Here is a 21,354-nt window from a genome sequence, read left to right as displayed (position 1 = left end):
CAGGAGATATAAGATGAAATCAAATTTCAAATACTACGTTCTTGCCGCCGTTGTTTCCTCAGTGCTGACAGCATGTTCAGGTGAGTCACAGGATTCGGGTAATACCGAACTGAGTTTCGTCAGCGGTCGCGCAGTGGATGGACCTGTCGCCCAGGGATATGTTTATCTCGATTCAAATAACAACAATATGCTCGATGGTTGGGAACCCTTTGCTTTAACCGATGAAGATGGTTATTTTAGTTATAACCCGAAGAAAACCATCGATAATGCAGGCACTCCGTCAGATAAGTCGGACGATACAACGGCTCCCTATGATTACTGTGCAAAAGGTGGATATGTACCTGGCAAGCCAGACGGTGAACCGGCGAATAAGGATTCACAAGAATATATCGACTACACGTCAACCGCTCAGTACATAGCCTACGAAGAGGCAAAGGCAGACGAACAATACTGCCTAAAAGTTAAACCCGGTGTCTCAAAAGCGCCTTTACGCGTCGCAAATGGTTACGACCTAAGTACGAGCCAGTCGCTTGAAGGCACTATTACGCTGGAAGTGACGATAGGCGCTGGAAGTTATACCAAGCCTCAAGCAGTTACACCTGTTGGCTCCATGTTGCACGCTGCATCTCAGAATGAATCGGTGTATCCGGCGAATGAGCCTCTTACCGACACCAATGTGTTAAAGCAGGACTATATGAACTACACCAGTAGTTCAACACTCTCCGATTCAGACCGTATGGCCTTGGCGCACATGGCAATGATGGCCCAAAAACCGGCAGCGGTCGTCACAAAGCTACTACACTCTGAAACAAACAATAGTTTCAAAGGTGAAAGTGGAAAGTATCCTTATGACGTTATGCCGTATGTTCAGGTAGAGATCGCCAAGCGTGTGATTGGTACGGAAACCATGAGCGCTGTACTTCAAGCTAACGCATCCGAAATCGTAACGGATGCATGGCAGGCAGTAAGCGATGATCTCGCTTTGAAAGGCATCACCTATGAGGCACCAACGACAACTCTCGTAAATACAATCGTCGGGCGCCTTGATGGTCTTCCGGCTTTGATCGATGATTTGTTTAATGATGCGCTCGGAGCGATTTCCGCCGAGACCTATATTCTTCAGCGTTTACGGGCGATCGAAGTTGTTGCGACGTTGATGCGGGGTCGTACACAGCAAACCCTGCTCGGCGATAATCCGGCACAACTGGTCGATCGCGCTATCATAAATCAGGCGATTGCCGCATGCGCTGACCCTGTTTATCTCACCAACATCGGCGGACCGAAGGTTGACGTAGCGGAAGTTATTCGGATTTTTGAAGATGGCGTATATGTCGATGGGACGTCGATCAATTTCGATGCGCGCGTTTCCTTCAATGACCAGTTTAGAGAAATTCCAGGAGAGGGCCAGGCGCTAGATCTGATCTCCGCCGGTGGCGATACCAATTTTGGTTTCGTCTTTCATGATGACGGAACAGTTACCGTCGATTTCCAAATCGGCGGAGACACCGCTTTTACGTCCGGCAGCCAAAACACCGTTGATACCACATATGAGCAAATCGACGAAAATACCATCCTCATGAATATGGAGCTGGTGCCTGGTACCGGGATATATCAGCCTGTAATCATGAAAACCAATAAGGATGGCACTGGTTACACTGTTGACTACGGTACAGGACCGACAAACTTTGTGACACAGGTATAGTTATTACTCACACTTTCAAAAAGTTATGAAGGGCGCTCAGGCGCCCTTCCTTTTTTTTGCCCTAGAATTTTCACAAAAGCCAAGTGATATAAACTTGACACCCTCCCTAAGGCATGGCATAAAAGCGGCTTCCATTATGTTTTGATGGTCTTTTGGCTCTTAAGCATGGTTGGGTTTCCCTTCGAATGGGTCAGAATAAATGCTGATTACATTACGATTCCCGAAGGGTCGTTTTCCGAAAAATTGGTAGATAGGGAGGAAAATTATGAAGGCAAAGTGGTTAGGTGTAGCTGCCGCTGCTGCAATGGTATTTGGTGTATCTCAGGCACAAGCTCAGGATATGCCTCCTTTGGCGAAAAAGAGTGGTTGTACTGCTTGTCACGCAATTGACAAGAAAGTTGTTGGTCCTGCTTGGGGTGATGTTTCCAAGCGTTACAAGGGCGACGCCGGTGCAAAGGCTGCTCTAGTAGCAAAGGTTAAGAAGGGTGGTAAGGGTAACTGGACTGAAGTTACCAAGGGCGTTCCAATGCCTCCTTACTCTCCTCGTGTAGCTGACGCTGACATCGAGCAGTTGGTTGATTTCGTTCTTGGCTTGGCCAACTAATCAACCTTAAAGGATTTATCCTTTGCGAAAAGGCCTGCGTAAGCAGGCCTTTTTGTTTGTGCAGGAAAATTTCAGAAAAGCCTACCAGCTGAATATCACCCACGATGGAATCAACAAGCGCGGCGCATTGTCATTGCGGTGTGATTCCAAGTTCCCGTCACCATCTGCATCGACTAAATAGTACGGCCGACCTTTTTTGGGTGTAATCTTGATCATGAATACCTGCCCGTTACTGCTGTATTCCTCAATTAGTCCCGGCGCGGTATCAACGATTCGAACTTCTGATTCGAAATTCTCGTCAAATTTTTCCCGTTCACTCTGTGCAAACGCAGAAGCGGAAAAAAATACCAAAAATGAATAAGCGATTATTGTCTTCATAGGGCGATTATAACCCTACGCAATTCCAGCTGCCTATTTTCTTGCTACAAATCAAGCATGGTTTCTTTTTCTTCCGCAGAAGGCTCAAAACCGTGTTGTTCATAGTGTTTGAATATAGCCTCGGTAATTTTTTTCGGTTCCTCGATAATCTGAATAAGCTTCATATCGTCTGCGTCAATCATGCCCTGTGGGATCAATGTTTCTTCGAACCATTTCAACAGGCCTTGCCAGAATTCTGCTTTGACCAGAATGATAGGAATCTTGCGCGTCTTACCGGTTTGAACCAGTGTGAGTATTTCAGCCAGCTCATCCAGCGTTCCGAAGCCGCCAGGCATTACAACATACGCAGCGGCATGTTTGACGAACATCACCTTGCGCGAGAAGAAATGGCGGAATGTGAGTGAAATATCTTGATAAGAGTTTCCAGACTGTTCGAAAGGCAATTGAATATTCAAACCAATGCTTGGTGATTTACCGCCATATGCCCCTTTATTCGCGGCTTCCATGATACCAGGGCCGCCACCACTGACGACGCTAAAACCCGCATTGGATAATTCACGTGCAATGTCCTCGGTGAGTTTATAATACTCGTGATTCACAGGTGTACGGGCCGAACCGAAGATGCTGACGGAAGGACTGGTCTTGGCCAGACGTTCAAATCCTTCGACAAATTCGGCCATGATCTGAAAAATTTTCCATGATTCTCGCGTAAGCATCGAATCATTGATGGGATTCAAGCTGGGGTGCGATGACTTTTTAATATCGTTCATACATCATCCTTCAAAACAAACACAAATATTTAGACTACTTTAGGCATGACAAATTCAAAACCGGTAATACTTGTTGATGGATCTTCCTATTTATTTCGCGCCTTCCACGCGATGCCATCGTTTACAAATTCCAAGGGACAACCCACGGGTGCAATCTATGGCGTGGCTAACATGATAAGGCGTTTGATTAGCGACTACGATCCGGAAGATGTCGCTATTGTATTCGACGCCAAGGGCAAAACATTTCGTAACGATATGTATCCCGAATACAAGGCTAATCGACCACCTATGCCTGAAGAACTAAAAGCACAAATCGAGCCGCTTCATAAGGTCATAAAGGCCATGGGATTGCCGCTATTGTGTATCGAAGGTGTAGAGGCTGACGATGTCATCGGCACGCTTGCGCAGCAAGCGACTGAGCATCAACTGAACACCATCATATCTACGGGTGACAAGGATATGGCGCAGCTGGTCAATGAGCATGTCACCTTGATTAACACCATGAACGATAGCCGTTTGGACACCAACGGTGTTGTCGAAAAGTTTGGTATTCCACCAAACCGAATCATCGATTATCTCGCGTTGATCGGCGATACCGTGGATAACATTCCCGGTGTGCCGAAATGCGGTCCGAAGACTGCGGTGAAATGGTTGAGTGAATTCGATTCTCTCCAGGGTGTCATGGACAACGCCGACAAGATCTCAGGTAAGGTCGGTGAAAATCTGCGTGCAACCCTGGAGCAACTGCCTCTCTCCTACCAGCTTGCGACGATTAAATGTGATGTGGAGTTGCCTTTCGGCATCAACGATCTTCAATACAACGGGCCTGATCAGGAGGCTCTGGTCGAGTTGGTCAAGGAACTGGAATTCAAAACCTGGCTGCGTGAACTACTCGGTGAAGAAAAACCTACGGTAAATGTTCAGCCCAAGACCGCGAAACCCATCGCGCAAGATAGCCAGTATGAGATCGTCACCGACCAGGCAAGCTTTGACACCTGGCTGAAACGTTTAGAACAGGCAGAACTATTCGCCTTCGATACGGAAACCACCAGCCTCGACTATATGCAGGCCGAAATCGTTGGTGTTTCGTTTGCGACAGAGGCATTTCACGCCGCGTACGTGCCTGTGGCTCATGACTATGAAGGCGCGCCTACGCAACTAAACAGAGAAAGCGTGTTGAATGCTTTAAAACCATTGCTGGAGAATCCCGCCAGGGCCAAGCTCGGTCAGAACCTCAAATACGATATGAACGTATTGGCGAATTACGATATCCATCTCCGTGGAATTGCCCATGACACCATGCTTGAATCCTATGTCCTGGACAGTGTGGCAACTCGCCATGATATGGATTCTCTGGCACTGAAATACCTCGGCCACAAGACTATCCACTTCGAAGACATTGCGGGGAAAGGTGCGAAGCAAAAGACCTTTAATGAGATTGATATCGCTGAGGCCGGGCCTTATGCCGCTGAGGACGCGGATATCACATTGCGCCTGCATGGCGCACTTTGGCCTAAATTACAGGCGGAGCCTGGACTCAGCCCTGTGTATACCGATATCGAGATTCCCCTCGAACCGGTGCTGGCAAGAATGGAGCGCACCGGCGTGTTGGTAGATGCTAACAAACTCCAGGCGCAAAGCGGAGAGCTGGAAGTCAGTATCGCTGGTATCGAACAAGAGGCTTACAAACTGGCCGGCGGTGAATTCAATCTAGGCTCTCCCAAGCAGTTACAAAAAATATTGTTTGAGGATATGGGTCTACCGGTGGTTCGTAAAACGCCGAAAGGGCAGCCATCAACCGCAGAGGATGTTTTGCAGGAGCTCGCCGACGAATATGAATTACCAAGCCTGATCCTGAAGCATCGCAGCTTCAGTAAGCTCAAGTCGACGTATACGGACAAGCTGCCGCAGCAGATCGACAGCCGTAGTGGGCGCGTACATACCTCTTATCATCAGGCTGTAGCGGCTACAGGCCGACTTTCGTCTTCAGACCCAAATCTACAGAACATTCCCGTTCGGACCGAGGAAGGGCGCAGAATCCGTCAGGCCTTCGTCGCCTCACCGGGTTATCGCATCGTTGCGGCTGACTACTCTCAGATCGAATTGCGCATCATGGCGCATCTATCGGATGATCCTGGGTTGCTTACGGCCTTTCAGAAAGGCGAGGACATACACCGAGCCACAGCGGCAGATGTAATGGGCGTGCCTCTCGAAGAAGTCACCAGTGAACATCGAAGAAGTGCCAAGGCTATTAACTTCGGTTTGATCTACGGTATGTCGGCCTTTGGCTTGTCCAAACAGCTGGGTATTGAGCGCAACGAAGCCCAGGAATATATGGATCAGTATTTCCACAAATACCCGGGAGTACAGGCCTATATGGACAATATTCGCGCCCAGGCCAGGGACCGCGGCTATGTCGAAACCCTGTTCGGTCGTCGCCTCTATCTCCCCGATATCCGCGCCAATAATCACCAGCGTCGTCAATATGCCGAGCGAACCGCAATCAATGCGCCGATGCAGGGTACGGCGGCAGACATTATCAAAAAGGCGATGATCGCTGTGGACCAGTGGATACAAGGGCAAAAGGACGATGTTCGTTTGATTATGCAGGTCCACGATGAACTGGTTTTTGAAATCCGCGAGGAGATGTTAGAGCCCTCCGTAGCCGAAATTCGCGGGCTGATGCAGTCTGCGGCCGAGCTCAAAGTCCCGCTTTTAGTCGATGTAGGGATAGGCAATAACTGGGATGAGGCACATTAGACCTGAAAGATAAAAATTAACTCATTGATAATTCGATATTTGCTAAAAAAGTAAAAATAATTTTAAACCACGGGAAACTTTTCGACAGGACCCTGTGTCTCAAGATATCGAGTAGGCGCAACACTACTTACCCGCTACTCCTCCCTTGGCGGGTCTAAACAAACTCGATATCCCAGAGTCGAGTGAACCCAGCCCCGGCGTAGAATCTACGCCGGGGTTTCTTATTATGGGTATTCAATTATTCGTCGTCGGTCCCTACATCGACGGCCGGGGTGGGCGCCAACCACTCTTCCAGCTTTTCTATAACCTGTTCTTTGCCGGTGCCGCTAAGCGATGAAAACAATTGCAATTCGCCCAGCAGCAGGCCTTGCTGTTTGAGCGCCTTTTTCGTGGCATGGAGTTGTTTGTCTGCCGCGCCCCGGCTGAGCTTGTCGGCCTTGGTCAGTAGAATCTGCACCGGCGTGTTGGTGTCCTTACACCACTCCAGCATCTGAATATCAAAAGGTTTGAGGGGATGTCGGACATCCATGACTAACACCACGCCGTGCAAAGACTTGCGGCGCTGAAAATAGCCCTCCATCAGCCCTTGCCAGTGTTTTTTGATTTTTTCCGGTACCTTGGCGAAGCCATAGCCCGGCAGATCCACCAGTCGCCGTTCCTCATCGAGATCAAAATAAATAATCTGCTGGGTGCGTCCCGGTGTTTTACTGGTCCGCGCTAGCGACTTGATGCCGGTGATGGTATTGATCGCGCTGGATTTGCCGGCGTTGGAGCGACCGGCAAATCCGATTTCGATACCTGTATCCGTCGGTAATTGCTTGATGGCGTTTACCGCGATGGTGAAATGCGCCCGCCGCAGCAAGGCCGAGACAGGGCTATCCATTGCGCTTATTTCTTGCCTTTACCGTAGAGGTAATTAGAGAAGGTCGCTACATCAGAGCTGAGTCGACGGAACAGGTGATCCAGGCTCACAATGGCATGCTCGAGCAAATTCACCGCAATATAGGGGTGCTCCACGCGCAAGCGGTTATACATAGTACGTGGAAGCTTGAGCAGCTGAGTCTCTTTGGTCATAGCCTTCGCCCTTACCGAGCGTGGCTCCATATCGAAAAACGACATTTCACCCATTAATTCGCCTGGGTGAATTATGCCAACTTCGGTTTCGCCACTGCCTTCATCGAAGAATAGACCGCTTTCGCCCTTGAGAACGAAATACAGGGCTTCGCCGATTTCCCCGATATCGGCAATCACGTCACCTTTTTTGTAGGTGACGATCTCGGTGTAGTCGAGCAGGATCTGGACTTCCTTTACCGTCAGCGACTGACACAGTTTCTGCTGGTTCAGGAAATCGATGAGATTGAGTTTTTCTGAAGTCATTAAGCCGTTATCCCTTTTTCTTACGGATATTTGCCGCACTATTTTAGGTTCCATGGTCAAAAGAAAGACCGCGTTTTGTGTAGCGCATGATATCAAACTTTGATTTGTCTTGGGCCACGAATTAGGCTAGGCTGGCGGCCCAAAATGGAGGTGAATAATGAGAAAATTGACCAAGATTCTGGTTGCTACCGCAATGCTTGCAGGTATGCAGATAGGTTTGCACGCGGAAGAATTCGAGGAAGGGGTACATTACGAGCGTATCGACCCACCTCAACCCACAACAACCGGCGACAAGGTCGAAGTGCGCGAGATGTTCTGGTACGGCTGTCCTCACTGTTTCCGTATGGAGCCCTATGTGGAACGCTGGTTGAGAAAGCAGCCCAAAGGTAGCGAATTCGTGCGTACACCGGCAATTTTTCGTCCGGGCTGGGAGAATCATGCGCGTGCCTATTACACCGCAGAGCTGTTAGGTGTGGTAGACAAGATTCAACAACCCTTATTCAATGCTATCCATCTGGAGAAGCGTCACCTGGATACCGACGAACAATTGCGTGACTTCTTCGCTGAACATGGCGTGGACAAGATTGAATTCACCAAAACTTTTCGCTCGTTTGCCGTCGAAACCTATGTCCGCCGTTCCAAGGCATTGGCGGGGCGTTATGGCATTAATGGTGTACCTGCATTTATCGTAAACGGTAAATATCGGGTTTCAAACCGCAACACCGGCGGTAACGCCAACACCATCAATGTGATTAATTACCTGGTGGAAAAAGAATCCAAGAAATAGTTTTACGATAAAGGGGAGTGCTCACTCCCCTTTAAATTCCCGCATACACGTCTTCAAAATCTTTCGGTCGTCGCTTAAAGCGTTTGTGTGTCCACAAATATTGTTCGGGTGTAATGCGTATCGCCTGTTCGATGATTTCGTGATAACGGCGCGTGTCGACTTCTGCACTTTCTCCGGGAAAATTGTCCAGGGCTGCACCGATTTCCACACAATAGCCTAAGCCGTCAGCACGACGTTGAATGATATAAGGGAGTACCGCCGCGCCAGATACCTGGGCGAGTTTCGAAGTGGCTGTATTGCTCGGCGCGGCATGGCCGAAGAAATCCACCATGGCGCTGAATTGCCCGCGATAGTTCTGGTCCGGCGCGTACCACAGGACACCATTATTTCGTAGCGCCCGAATCATGCCCCTGACATTGTCATTTGAGAATACGCCTTTGGCATGCTTGAGTCGGTTGCCGGTAATGATGTATTCCATCAATGGGTTCTTGTGACGTTGATATACCGGGTAGATAGTGGCTTCGGTGAATGGGTCGAGCAAACGGACACCGAGTTCAAGCGAGGTAAAGTGCGCACTCAGCAGAATGACGCCCTTGCCCTTATCCAATGCAGCTTGCAGGTGCTCAAGCCCTTTTATATCAGTCAAGGCAATCAACTTCGGTTCGGCTAGCCACCAGCACATCCCGGTTTCGATCAGGGCTTCGCCCATGGATTCAAAATTTGCACGTGTGATGTCACTCACCCATTTGGCGTCTGCCTCGGGAAAACATAAGTGCAGGTTGCGCTCAGCGATACGCCGCCGCTTGCCCGCGAATTTGAGTAACAGCCGCCCGATTGCGCGGCCAGCGGCCATGCGCATTGGTTGTGGCAGCGCCACCAGGCTACGTAACGCGCCTATCCACAGCCAGACAAGCCAGTAGCGCGGTGCAAGATATGCGAATGAAAAAGAAAGATGATCCACTGATTTGTTAAATTCGTTCGACTTTGCTGCGTTATGCACGGAATTTTGGAATAATAACCGCGCTTTCCCTTACACACAAACCAAGAGCCAGTATGCAGTCTTTTCAAAACTCCCTGACCGAACACCTGGATACCTTTAATGTTCTCCATGAACTGGCATCACCTGCCGAACAGGCGGCGCGTGTAATCGCTGCGACGTTCAAAATGGGCAATAGCCTGTTCGTCTGCGGCAACGGTGGCTCAGCGGCGGATGCGCAACACTTTGCATCGGAGCTTTCCGGGCGTTTTGAAAAAACGCGTCCAGGCTATCCGGCGATTGCCCTGACTACCGATTCGTCCGCCTTGACAGCGATTGCCAACGACTTTGGCTATGAGCGTATCTTTGCGCGCCAGTTGGAATCCCTAGGCCGGCAGAATGATTTATTACTGGTGATCAGCACTTCTGGTAATTCTGCAAACCTGCGTGAGGCTGTGCACCAGGCCAAGTCGCAAAAGATTGCGACAATTGGTTTACTTGGCCGCGACGGCGGCGAGCTAGCACCAATTGTCGACCTGCCTGTGATCGTCCCCGGTGAACGCACCTCGCGTATTCAGGAAGCGCATATTTTCCTGTTGCACTATTTCTGCGAAATCTTCGAACCTTGATATTAAGCGTTATTGCAACCAGCTATTGATCTGCTCGATATCATCTATGGTCAACAGGCCCACGGCCTTTTTGAGTTTTAGTGTGTTGAGTATGTATTGATAACGGGCATGGGCATAGTCGCGCTGATTGCGGAACAGCTCTCTTTGCGCATCCATTACCTGTACCGCGGTGCGTGTTCCCACATCAAAGCCGGCTTCGGTTGCGGCGAGTGCCTTTCCACTGGACTGAGTCGCCTGATTAATGGCCTTGACGTAACTCATGCCCGCCAATACACCTAAATAAGCACTGCGGGTTTCGGTTAAAACCTCACGCTCGATTTGGTCCAGGGTATGCGATTCACTTTCGTGTTGTTTTCGTGCCTGTCGAATTTCCGATCGCGTGCGCCCACCCTTATAGAGTTCCATATTCATATTGAGTGAGACATTGGCGTCTTTATACACCTGCGAATAGGCACCGCCATAGTCGACGTAGCCGCCATTGGCGGTGATGTCGAATTTCGGAAAATAACGTGCCTTGATTTCATTAATACGCTGATTGGCGACATCGGCCTTCAGTTGTTGCTCTGCAATACGTAGGTTCTGGAGGCGCGCAGCATTGACCCAGTCATTAATGTTTGTCGGTGTTGGAGGCACTAGCGGTGTTTCTTCTCGGAGTGGAAAAAGTTGCTTTGGCGATTGCCCGGTTACCTCGCGCATTTTTTCCTCCGCCAGGGCAAGTTCGCTTTCAGACATGATTTCCAGTGCCACTGAAAGATCATGCCGCGCCTGCGCCTCATGTACGTCAGTGACGGCGATCAAACCTGCATCGAAGCGAGCCTTAGTTGTACGTAATTGTCTGGCGACCGCCTTTTTTTCTGCGCGTGCGAAATTGAGATCACCCGTTTTCTGCAGCACCTCGAAATAGCGCTCGATGACGCGATATATCAACTCCTGTTGTGCTATCCGATAGCCTAATACCGAGCGTGTTACCTCCAGGTTGGCAGTCTTATTCCGCGCCAGTAATTCCATGTCGAACACCGGCTGGCGTAGCGTTAGATAGCCCTGGTAGCTCTTGAACATATTTAAGCCATAACTGGCCTCGACAGGTGGCGCGCCGTTCTCGAAATACACCAAATAAAGATCATAAACCTGGTAGTACTGGGTGACAGATGCAGTGGAGTTTACCGACGGCAGAAAATCTGCAAAGGCCTGTGCCTTGGCCTCTTTAATCGCATCGCGATTAGCCATGGCGGCGCGCAACTGAGGGTCGTTCTCGATAGCCAGATTAAACACATCAAGCAGGCCCTCCGCCAGCGATATCGCAGGCAAGCCCCATAGCACGAATAGGAGTATCGAGCGCAGTCGTCTTGTCATTTTACTCTTTAAGCAGGTAAAGCTAGTGACCACCTCAGTAAGAGAAGGCCTTTATTACACTAGTAGACCGCCATATCTGGATCTATATCCCTGGCCCAGCGATCTACACCGCCAGTCAGGTTGACCAGATCCTCAAAGCCGTTGTGTTGGAGAAACATCGCCACGCGCATACTGCGGACCCCGTGGTGACAAATCACCACAACAGTCTGATCCGTCGGGATTTCATCCAGACGCGCCGGGATTTCCCCCATTGGGATATGCACACTTCCTTCCAGGTGACAGGTGTCGAACTCCCATCTTTCTCTTACATCGAGTAAAAATGGCGACGTAGCGGTGCCGTCGAGCAGTTCGCGTAGCTGAGTGGGGGTATATTGCTGCATTGAAGGATGTACAAAGGGAGTGAATCGTCACTCCCCTTGGCTAAAAATCGAATTCGGGTGGGCGACGATCATGGTGTAGCGAGGGAATTTCTGATTCGAACAGACACTTTTCTTCCCAGCTATGATCGCCAGTACGGGTAACCAGTACTGCCTGCATGGTCGGCGCGTTACCTACAAAAGCAAACAGACGTCCGCCGATTTTAAGTTCCTGTTTGATGGCATCGTTGATTTCTTCGACCGCGCCAGTCAGGGCAATCGCGTCATAAGGCCCATGCTCAGACCAGCCACATGAGGCATCGCCTTCCTCAAGAATGACATTGGTGACGTTTTGCTTGGCCAGATTTTGCGATGCAATCTTCAGAAAATCCGGCTCGACATCCACGCCATAAACGCGATCGGCCATCTTCGCGAGTAAAGCACATACATAACCAGTACCTACGCCCACTTGTAACACGCTATCGCCGGCCTGTGGCTTGAGTGCATGAAGTATGTGAGCCTGATACTTAGGGTGAAGCATTTCCTCACCGTGGCCTATGGGGATAGACATGTCCGTATAGGCGAGATCTCGGTAGGTATCGGGGACGTAACCCTCCCGTGGAACCGATTTCAGTACCTCCAAAACTTCCATGTCGAGCACGTTCCAGGTGCGGATCTGTTGCTCAACCATGTTAAATCTTGCTTGATCAAAGTCTATCTTGGCCATTTCCATTCTCATCGTCAGGTCTCGATTTCGTAACTTCACGGGGCGGATAAGGTTACCGCCTACAATTAATCGTAGCAACTATTTCTAAGGTAGGTCGTGCCTAAGCTGCTGTTTTTGCCTGGTAGAAGCTGGGTATTAATCATTTCTGTAAGTCCTTGATTTTGTCAGGGACTGATTGGGCTATCGAGATGAAGGCCTTGCTGAGTATGCGCTAATCGATTGTTTTTAATAGAAAATAAGCGCGACTAGAGTGGGGCGCAATGACATGCTCATTAACCAAAGTAACTGCGGGATTGCCTGAGCCGATCCCGCAGTATCGGTTCTATCTTAGTGCGACTTCCATGTGCTCGACTTTTAGTTCCTTCAATTGCTGAAGGAGGAATTCAATATTGTTTCTTACCGCACCTGCGGTTGCTATGCGTACACGCTGAAAACCGAGTATGGAGTCACCCAGTGTGGCGGTATGTTCAGAGCTAATGATGCGTTCGAACAGATTGTGCTTGTCAGCTTTGCGCGTGAGTGAGTATTGGATGGTCGTACTCACCTTGGTGGTGAGTCCAAAATTGGGGCGCTTAAAATTGAGAATCTTAATCGATAGCGCGTAGGGGGCCGAAGAATCCTCTGCCAATAAGTCTACCTTTTCGAGTGACTCCTCCAGGGCTAGACGGAATTCAGCATCACCGACCTCGGCCAAGCGCAAATTCCTCACCCCGTTTTCTCCGCCTTCAACGCTGTCCACTACGATGCGATGGGATAAGGGTGTGGTTTTGATATAGGTCGAAGTATCGGAATCCTTCAATGTCATCTGGCTAACCTTGGCTGGTGCAGCGCAGCCAACAAGCGTGGTCAGGGCAATCGTTCCAACAATGAGTTTCATATTCATTTTGTGCAGCTCCTTGGGTTTGTTGTTTGGTATATGGTTATTATTTATTCCACCCCACGTGAATTTTTTCGACCCTGCACGAAAAAATCTGTTCCCCAAAGTTGAGATATTTTTTCACTATTTTTTTGTTGGAAATACGTGCCCCAATACCATGAACTGACTGATTTCCCCTGGCCTGCCGGTGTGCACCTATATAGAAGTATGCTACTCTCCACCGACGCTAGGGGTGCTGGGCTCGCTGATAAACGATGCCTGGCTGAGAAAGACCCTTAACCCTTTGATATCACCAGGCTTCACTTCTAGTACCCTGGCCAAATCAAGCGGTTAGCACCTGATCCGGACAATACCGGCGTAGGGAAGCACTTACTTATGCCTTTCCTGCGTTCTTACACCTTTATTTAGAGGAAGCTACATGAGCGCAATCCCAGAAGAATTCCTGAGTGAAACGGCCAAGGTCAACGACGCCTCGATACAGCCGTTTCCCAATTCCAAGAAGATCTACATCGAGGGCAGCCGCCCCGATATTCGTGTGCCGATGCGCGAGATCACCCTCACTGACACTCCACTGGCCATGGGTAAGGAGAAGAACGACCCGGTCACGGTCTACGACACCTCCGGCCCCTATACCGATCCGAACACACAGATCGACATCCGCAAAGGCCTGGTCGACATCCGGACCCAATGGATAGAGGAGCGCAATGACACTGAGTTGCTCAGTGGCCTGAGTTCCGACTACGGCCGCCAACGCGCCGCCGATAATCGCCTGGACTCGCTGCGTTTTGCTGGCCACGTGCGCCCGGTGCGCAAGGCCAAGGCCGGGCACAATGTTTCGCAAATGCATTACGCGCGCAAAGGCATCATCACGCCGGAAATGGAATACGTCGCGATTCGTGAAAACCTGCGCATGGATTTGTATCTGGAAAAACTCAAGGAACAACACCCGGGCCACTCTTTTGGCGCCAACATCCAGCGCCAGATCACCCCGGAATTCGTGCGCGATGAAATCGCCCGCGGCCGCGCGATCATTCCCGCGAACATCAACCACACCGAACTCGAACCGATGATCATCGGGCGCAACTTTCTCGTAAAGATCAATGGCAACCTCGGTAACTCGGCCGTCACCTCCTCCATCGAAGAAGAAGTCGACAAGATGACCTGGGGCATACGCTGGGGCGCGGACACCATCATGGACCTGTCCACCGGCAAGAACATCCACGAAACACGCGAATGGATTATTCGCAATTCACCGGTACCCATCGGCACCGTGCCGATCTATCAGGCACTGGAAAAAGTCGACGGCAAGGCCGAAGAACTCAACTGGGAAATCTTCCGCGATACTTTGATTGAACAAGCGGAGCAGGGCGTGGATTATTTTACGATTCATGCGGGTGTGTTGTTGCGCCACGTACCGCTGACCGCGAAACGCCTCACCGGCATCGTGTCACGCGGCGGTTCGATCATGGCCAAGTGGTGTCTCGCGCATCACAAGGAAAACTTTTTGTACGAAAACTTCGAAGAGATCTGCGAAATCATGAAGGCCTACGACGTGAGCTTCTCACTCGGTGACGGTCTGCGCCCCGGATCGATCTACGACGCCAACGACGAAGCGCAGTTTGGCGAACTCGAAGCCCTCGGTGAACTGACCAAGATCGCGTGGAAACACGACGTACAAACCATGATCGAAGGCCCCGGCCACGTGCCCATGCACATGATCAAAGAAAACATGGACAAGCAACTGGAGTGCTGCGACGAAGCACCGTTCTACACACTTGGCCCACTGACGACTGACATCGCACCAGGCTACGATCACATCACCTCCGGCATCGGTGCGGCGATGATCGGTTGGTATGGTTGCGCCATGTTGTGTTACGTCACACCAAAAGAACACCTCGGTTTACCAAATCGTGACGACGTAAAAGAAGGCATCATCACCTACAAGATCGCCGCCCACGCCGCCGACCTGGCAAAAGGTCACCCCGGTGCACAGATTCGTGACAACGCCATGTCCAAGGCGCGTTTCGAATTCCGCTGGGAAGACCAGTTCAACCTCGGCCTTGACCCGGATCGCGCACGCGCGTTTCACGACGAAACACTGCCCAAAGACGCACACAAATCCGCCCACTTCTGTTCCATGTGTGGCCCGAACTTCTGCTCGATGAAGATAACGCAGGACGTGCGGGACTTTGCAGAGAAGCAAGGAATCTCGGAAGAGGAAGCGCTGAAGAAGGGCATGCAGGAGAAGGCGATAGAGTTTAAGAGGAAGGGCGTTGAGGTTTATTCCAAGGCCTGAGATTGAAGAAAAGCCCGCAGATGCGGGCTTTTCTTTGGCATTTTGACCACCGCGGAGTTTGCGATTTCGTGCTTTCAAGCCGATGAAACGAGAACAAGGTTCTTTGTTTGCCTATTGCGACGCAGCACTAATCGCACTCCAGTCCCGATTTTTCACCATAACAAATCGACATTGACCATTGCTCATATTAGCCCAAAGCTCGCCAATGTCTCGATCCATCTTCACCTTCGGTGTATCCCATTTGTCAGCGCCCTTGTATTCTACGATCAATACTACCCCGCTAGGCAATTTGCAAACAAAGTCGGGGTAAAAACGTCCATCAGCCTTGAGCAAGGAAAAAGACGATCCTTCTCTACGTACGAGGTTGCGCACCCAAAACTTTATCCGTCCTGCCTCGGCCTGTTGGTCTAGCCAAACCGCGCACTCAAACTCCTCTTTGGAGTCAAAACTACCAATTCGCCCGTAATAGTGATGACGAAAATCATAGTGTCCGTATTCTCCGTCATAGTCTGCGCTGGGTGCGTAGGCAAGTGGTGCAAAGGTAAACGCATACTCGTCGCTAACAGAAACTCTTTCCTCTACGCCCGCTGAAAACAAATTTTGTTGGAAGGCGGCCTTCGCGGCCTCCTTGCGGTGCGTACTAATTCGTGATTCTAATAAGCGCCTAATCTCGAATTTATACTGATTCGCTCGTGCCAGATCGATATCTTCACGTTCTAGTAAATGGTTCAGCCAGGCCAATACGAAGGCTCGTTTGCTCTCGTGTGTCAATGTAGGATCAGGAAGATTTCGGCAGAGCCAGGTAGCAAGCCTTACTTCATCCCAGTGTTCCGGCGTATAGACAAGGCCGAGATCACGCTGCATCTCACGAAAAAAATTGACTTTCATAGCGCCGACGTTTTCATCAATATCAAGTTCGCCGGCACTAGCTACTTTACTAATCAAGTCCAGTCTTGCCAGTTCTTCCTGATTGGGATGGGCGTCATAGAGGGTGACATCCCAAGGGTAATCAAGTTGTTCGGGGTTCTCAAACAATTCCAGTTCACCCTGGACCACTAAGGCGAATTGTGGAACCCGAAAAGGAATGCCCTGTTGTGCTGGTGTCTGGTAGATTTCAACCGCTGTCGTTCGGCTTTCATAGGCGGCGGTTTCAATTGCCTCTATGGTTGAAGCTTGCTTTACTGTTGCCTTTACTTCCTCAGTCTCGTCCTCGCTCAGCGGCTTGTTAATGGTCAGCGTATTCGTTTTCTTATCCCAGCTGAGTTTGTCGCGCGTTGCTTTGGGTATGTTTTTTATCTCGGGTGTTTCGGGCAGAATAACAACCACCGGACGCACCACAGCGCGGCGATGATTTAAGTCAAAAACGGCCTGATCAGGCCGGCCAGAATTAACAAATTCGTTTGCTTCTTTGCGATCAAAACCGGCGCCCTCAACCAGTCGATCACGTAAACCTTCAGCGGTTGCATTAAAGTCACGGGAAACAACAAAAGCATACGAGCGATTGAGTGCTTCATTCTTGCGGTGTTTTGCATTTGGTTGACGCAGTATTCGACCGAGTAATTGCTCGACTGCGGTTGAGGATCGAACCTCGGCCATGCTCACTAGAATATAAGCAAAGGGACAATCCCAGCCTTCGGCAAGCGCCTGCTGCGTTATGACAAACTTGACGGGGCATTTTTCGGACAATATACCTTCTTCGTATTCGACCTCAATTTTTTCTAGTCCTTTCTCATCTCCAGTGGCGATGATAATTTCTGCCTCTGGAATATTGTGATTGCGAATGAGCTCCTCACGTACGGTATCCACATCCAAGGTTTCCAGGTCTTTGCGACGCGCCTGAGCCTGGATCAAAACAATAGGTCTTAGATAGGCTTCACCCTGACGTTGCTCCTGAGTAGCAATGCTGTTTAATTCCTCGCGTCGGGCGATTGCATCGGCAAGACAGCGCTGCCAGTCTGGCTCTGTTTCCAGCCGAATAGGAAGCTTGATCATCTGTTCACCCTTCAGCTCAGCGGCGTACACGCTGTGTAGTACATTGCTGGGATGAGTCTTGGTGTCCGGGGTGGCGGTTAGTTCCATGATGCCACTAGGTTGAAAACGGGCGAGCGTTTCAAAGGACAGATCGGTGCGGCTATTATGGGCTTCATCGACAATAACAAACGGCCTACGTAGGCGCAGTACGTTGGTAAGCGAATAGGGAACCACACCATCTTCTTTTTCCAGATGGGCGCGCTGTTCCCCGCTGAGACTATCGAAGTGGTGCATCAAGGCACCGCTGGATTCATACACCTTGCGTATCTCGGTATTGTCCACCTGAAAGGCCTGACGCGTGGTGACGATGATCGTAGTCGAGGTATCCAGGGTGGAGCGGGTGACATTCTTGGCCTCATCCAGATCAAGCACCGTCACTGTGCCGGCTTCTCTTAGCGCCTCGTGATAGGGGTGGTGTCTGTCCTTGAGTGCGCGTAGCGTCTGTTCACGAATGGCATTGGAGGGTACCAACCATAAAATGACGCTGTGTTCCGTTCCCAAAAGGTGTGTATTGATCGCCGACACCGACTTGGCCGCTAGCCAGGTTTTGCCGCCACCGGTCGGTACGCGCAGACAAAAATAGGGCATATCGCTGGCAAAACCCTCGATGGGATTATAGCTGCTACCGCGCTCCCACAACTCAAGCGTAGTCTGATAAAAGGCGGTGTTGGCATTGGCCAACTCACGGCAGTGTTGAAAATACAACCGAACGCTGTCGAGTACCGCTGCCTGGTAATTCTTCGGGGTAAAGGCTGTCACGTTACACCTCCAGCGCGTAAGGGGTTTGTTTAAACACGATGCCCAACTTGTCCAGGCGACTCTGGCCGAGACGGCAGGCGGCAGCATATATCACCCGTTGCCCATGGTGCTTCGGTAACACATTCAAAACCGGTGTGGTCAACACGTTACCACCATCCACCGACTTGTCCTTGAGGATGCCGTTGTACAACAGATACACCGCTCGCCCTCGGTGCAGGCCCAACAGAGGTGACTTGGCCTTGCCATGAAAACCACTGCCGGTCTCGGCGAACCACACAAACTCGGCGAGTTGCTCGAAGGTTACATCGGCCCGGATCTGGCCGTTGGGATCGAACAGGGGTTCGGAGCTGAGTTTGCAAAATTGAAAACCCCCGTCTAAACCTTCAACTTCTTTTCCCTTTGTGGTGATATAGCCTGAGACGACATTGCGCATTCGTTGTGTGGTCACGTCCTTGGCGATTCCATCATCCATCTCAACCATGATGAATTTACGATTGCCGCCGTCCTCGGCGTTTTGTTTTAGTACCGCGTGACCGGTTGTGCCAGAGCCAGCAAAAGAATCCAGAATTATAGAATCTTTGTCCGTAGCTATTTGGAGAATTCTTTGAATCAATCGAGTGGGTTTAGGTGTGATAAAGACATCATCAGAGGTTTCAAAATCCACGAGTTCTATAAGTTCCTTTTTGGCCTCCTGCGTGTGTCCAACATCTTTATAGAACCACATGGTTTGTGGCACGATTCCACTTTTAACGTCAGACAAATATCTTTTTTGTCGAGGCATATTATTGCCATCTTCACCCCACCAAATTCTTCCCTCTTGATCCATTCGCTCGAAATTGAATTTGGAAACCCGCCAATACATCCCTTTACCTGGGCCAGATATAACTCTCCCAGATGGGCACGTCACTGGATATGTTCCCTCTGAATAATAATTTCTAGCTTGTAAATCTCCGGAAGTCCATGGACCACGTGGGTCGTTATCGGTATTCTTATAGCGTGCTTTTGCCTCGTCACTACGCGGTAACAAATTTGGCTTCCATTTTTCGGCGTTCTTTGAATAGATAACGACATAGTCGTGATCTTCAGACAAGTGTCTAGCCGAGTTTTTCGGCGAAAATATCTTTTGCCAAAGCACAGTCGCTATGAAATTCTTGCGCCCAAGAACCTCGTCCATGATTAAGCGTAAAGAAGATATCTCGTTGTCATCCAAGGACACAAATATAACACCATCCTCACGCAAGAATTGTTTGAGCAACACAAGACGGGGATACATCATACACAACCACTTGTCATGCCGACTCAGGTCTTCGGCCTCCTTGCCCACGACCTCGCCCAGCCACTTGTTGATCTCAGGACTGTTGACGTTGTCGTTGTACACCCAGCCTTCGTTGCCTGTGTTATACGGCGGATCGATATAGATACACTTCACCTGTCCGGCATATCGAGGCAGCAGCGCCTTGAGGGCGTGCAGGTTGTCACCCTGTACAATGAGGTTGCCGCTGTCGGGATCGCCGTATGAATACTTCTTCACCGGCTCCAATAAGCGATACGGCACCTCCTTGTGGTGTTTGACGACGGCCTTTTTTCCTATCCAATCTAACGTGGGCATGGGTTTCTCTTTTTTTCAATTTATTGCTCGCAGTCGCAATCGCTCGTGCAGGCCTACATAGATATATCTACACGAGTTGTTTACGCTCAAGGGTATTCAACAACTCGCCAAAGGTCAGTATCGCCGGTCGACGCCCAGCAGCCTGCCTCACCGTGTGCAAGATCCCTTCTTCTAGCAAACTATTGATCAGCTTGTGCATGGTGGGTTTGGGTACCTCGGCACGACGGGCAATATCGGCCGCGGTGAAAATGGGGCGATCAAACAGGGCATCGACCAGTTGCGCGCTATGGGGCGAGTGGGTAATGTCGCGTATCTGTACTTTGGTCGCTTCATGCAGTGCCATAATCTCGCGTAGGATGATGCCATTTTCGTTTGCCTGGACGGTCACCGCACGCAGAAAAAAGGCGCACCAACCGGTCCAGTCACCCTTTTGGGAAATCGCACGTAGACGTGCGTAATATTCCTCGCGGTGTTGTTCCAAATAGGCGGACAGATAAAACATCGGACTGGCCAGGCGGCCCTTGCTATATAAAAACAGCGGTATCAAGAGGCGCCCAATACGCCCATTTCCATCCTTGAAGGGATGTAGCAATTCAAATTGGGCGTGCACTATGGCAGTTTGCACAATGGGATCGATATCGACACTATCGAGATAGGCCTCCCAGGCCTGGAGATGATCCATGAGTTGCAGTGGGCTTGGTGGGACAAAACTGGCCTCGTCAATGCTGCTGCCGGGCGCACCGATCCAGTTTTGGTCCTTACGGAATTCGCCGGGTTCTTTGTCTGCGCCACGTACACTATTCATTAGGATGCGATGCAATTCGCGGATCAGACTCAGCCGAATGGGACGATCCATTACACTATCCTTGGCGAGCATTAGAGCTTTGCGGTAGTTGCCGATCTCCTGGATATCGTTGCTCTTTGCCTCGTCATATTCCTGACCGGCCTCATGTTCGAGAACTTCCTCGACTGTAGCCTGTGTTCCTTCGATCTTTGAGGAAAGTACGGCCTCTTGAGTGGTTAAAGGCGAGAGCATGACCGCTGGGTTAATCATGGCCATTAGCAAGCCGTCGTAACGAGCAAGCGCAGCGTTGGCCTCACCAACAGCCGTAAAGAGTTGATCTTTGCTTAACTCTTTGATTGGTAGAGGTTCTGGATTGTACGGCTGAGCCATGACCTTGTTCGGATTATTGGACTAGGGCCTATAGTAGTCCAGTTTGTGTATCCAATGCAAAGCTAAATGATACGCAATTGCCGCTTGTGTATCGTGGGAGATACACAAAAGCTTTACTGCCCAAGGCGGTGTTGTAACGGAAAACCGAGGTCAGCGAACAACTATTTCTAATATTAGAGAGGCCTACTC

At 50.2% G+C, this 21,354-nt stretch carries 18 protein-coding genes; 6 read left to right on the top strand and 12 right to left on the bottom strand.

Translation table 11 applies throughout. The features are described from left to right. Positions 1–13: 13 nt before the first annotated feature. Positions 14–1,702 carry a hypothetical protein gene (locus tag OEZ43_02695; GenBank protein MDH5544471.1) on the top strand — a complete coding sequence of 563 codons (1,689 nt, stop codon included), beginning with the start codon at positions 14–16 and terminating at the stop codon, positions 1,700–1,702. Between the two features lie 265 nt (positions 1,703–1,967). Beyond that, on the top strand, positions 1,968–2,306 hold the full coding sequence (locus OEZ43_02690) for a c-type cytochrome (protein MDH5544470.1): 339 nt from the start codon (positions 1,968–1,970) through the stop codon (positions 2,304–2,306). 81 nt (positions 2,307–2,387) lie between these two features. Here the strand turns inward: OEZ43_02690 and OEZ43_02685 are convergent, their stop codons facing one another. Together OEZ43_02685 and OEZ43_02680 are read right to left on the bottom strand one after the other, a co-directional pair. After that, entirely contained in the window at positions 2,388–2,684 is a 297-nt protein-coding gene (locus OEZ43_02685; protein ID MDH5544469.1) for a DUF2782 domain-containing protein, read from the bottom strand. A gap of 44 nt (positions 2,685–2,728) precedes the next feature. Further along, complete coding sequence (locus OEZ43_02680; protein ID MDH5544468.1) at positions 2,729–3,454, bottom strand: TIGR00730 family Rossman fold protein; 726 nt, start codon at positions 3,452–3,454, stop codon at positions 2,729–2,731. Between the two features lie 45 nt (positions 3,455–3,499). Here OEZ43_02680 and polA point away from each other — a divergent pair, with 45 nt between their 5' ends. Next, positions 3,500–6,214, top strand: a complete 2,715-nt coding sequence (gene polA / locus OEZ43_02675; protein MDH5544467.1) for a DNA polymerase I — start codon at positions 3,500–3,502, stop codon at positions 6,212–6,214. 238 nt (positions 6,215–6,452) lie between these two features. On the opposite strand, the gene yihA is transcribed toward polA, so the two are convergent. Together yihA and OEZ43_02665 are read right to left on the bottom strand one after the other, a co-directional pair. Beyond that, on the bottom strand, positions 6,453–7,097 hold the full coding sequence (gene yihA, locus OEZ43_02670) for a ribosome biogenesis GTP-binding protein YihA/YsxC (GenBank protein MDH5544466.1): 645 nt from the start codon (positions 7,095–7,097) through the stop codon (positions 6,453–6,455). Positions 7,098–7,102: 5 nt separating this feature from the next. Next, a complete protein-coding gene (locus tag OEZ43_02665) occupies positions 7,103–7,591 on the bottom strand; it encodes a cyclic nucleotide-binding domain-containing protein (GenBank protein MDH5544465.1) in 489 nt (162 codons plus the stop codon). 157 nt (positions 7,592–7,748) lie between these two features. On the opposite strand from OEZ43_02665, the gene OEZ43_02660 reads away from it, so the two are divergent. After that, complete coding sequence (locus tag OEZ43_02660; protein MDH5544464.1) at positions 7,749–8,378, top strand: thiol:disulfide interchange protein DsbA/DsbL; 630 nt, start codon at positions 7,749–7,751, stop codon at positions 8,376–8,378. A 31-nt stretch (positions 8,379–8,409) separates the two neighbouring features. On the opposite strand, the gene lpxL is transcribed toward OEZ43_02660, so the two are convergent. Beyond that, positions 8,410–9,378, bottom strand: coding sequence for an LpxL/LpxP family Kdo(2)-lipid IV(A) lauroyl/palmitoleoyl acyltransferase (lpxL, locus tag OEZ43_02655; GenBank protein MDH5544463.1), 969 nt, complete (start codon positions 9,376–9,378; stop codon positions 8,410–8,412). Positions 9,379–9,431: 53 nt separating this feature from the next. Here lpxL and OEZ43_02650 point away from each other — a divergent pair, with 53 nt between their 5' ends. Continuing rightward, positions 9,432–9,983: an SIS domain-containing protein gene (locus OEZ43_02650; protein MDH5544462.1), complete on the top strand. Its 552-nt coding sequence runs from the start codon at positions 9,432–9,434 to the stop codon at positions 9,981–9,983. A gap of 9 nt (positions 9,984–9,992) precedes the next feature. Here the strand turns inward: OEZ43_02650 and OEZ43_02645 are convergent, their stop codons facing one another. The 4 genes from OEZ43_02645 to OEZ43_02630 all read right to left on the bottom strand — a co-directional run bounded on the left by OEZ43_02645 (position 9,993) and on the right by OEZ43_02630 (position 13,302). Next, positions 9,993–11,336 carry a TolC family outer membrane protein gene (locus OEZ43_02645; GenBank protein ID MDH5544461.1) on the bottom strand — a complete coding sequence of 448 codons (1,344 nt, stop codon included), beginning with the start codon at positions 11,334–11,336 and terminating at the stop codon, positions 9,993–9,995. 59 nt (positions 11,337–11,395) lie between these two features. Beyond that, positions 11,396–11,716, bottom strand: coding sequence for a rhodanese-like domain-containing protein (locus OEZ43_02640; protein ID MDH5544460.1), 321 nt, complete (start codon positions 11,714–11,716; stop codon positions 11,396–11,398). A gap of 40 nt (positions 11,717–11,756) precedes the next feature. Further along, positions 11,757–12,419, bottom strand: a complete 663-nt coding sequence (locus OEZ43_02635) for a protein-L-isoaspartate O-methyltransferase (GenBank protein ID MDH5544459.1) — start codon at positions 12,417–12,419, stop codon at positions 11,757–11,759. A gap of 322 nt (positions 12,420–12,741) precedes the next feature. Then, on the bottom strand, positions 12,742–13,302 hold the full coding sequence (locus tag OEZ43_02630; protein ID MDH5544458.1) for a hypothetical protein: 561 nt from the start codon (positions 13,300–13,302) through the stop codon (positions 12,742–12,744). Between the two features lie 412 nt (positions 13,303–13,714). Here OEZ43_02630 and thiC point away from each other — a divergent pair, with 412 nt between their 5' ends. Beyond that, a complete protein-coding gene (thiC, locus tag OEZ43_02625) occupies positions 13,715–15,592 on the top strand; it encodes a phosphomethylpyrimidine synthase ThiC (protein ID MDH5544457.1) in 1,878 nt (625 codons plus the stop codon). 111 nt (positions 15,593–15,703) lie between these two features. Here thiC and OEZ43_02620 read toward each other — a convergent pair whose 3' ends face one another. The 3 genes from OEZ43_02620 to OEZ43_02610 form a co-directional block, all read right to left on the bottom strand. Next, positions 15,704–18,382: a DEAD/DEAH box helicase family protein gene (locus tag OEZ43_02620; GenBank protein MDH5544456.1), complete on the bottom strand. Its 2,679-nt coding sequence runs from the start codon at positions 18,380–18,382 to the stop codon at positions 15,704–15,706. Between the two features lies 1 nt (position 18,383). Then, a complete protein-coding gene (locus OEZ43_02615) occupies positions 18,384–19,991 on the bottom strand; it encodes a site-specific DNA-methyltransferase (protein ID MDH5544455.1) in 1,608 nt (535 codons plus the stop codon). 67 nt (positions 19,992–20,058) lie between these two features. Next, positions 20,059–21,165 (bottom strand): Fic family protein, encoded by a 1,107-nt coding sequence (locus OEZ43_02610; protein ID MDH5544454.1) that lies wholly within the window; start codon positions 21,163–21,165, stop codon positions 20,059–20,061. Between the last annotated feature and the right edge of the window lie 189 nt (positions 21,166–21,354).

The sequence above is a fragment of the Gammaproteobacteria bacterium genome (genome assembly GCA_029881255.1).
In the GTDB taxonomy this organism is placed as follows: Bacteria; Pseudomonadota; Gammaproteobacteria; order S012-40; family S012-40; genus JAOUMY01.
This window is presented reverse-complemented; position numbering and strand designations above follow the sequence as displayed.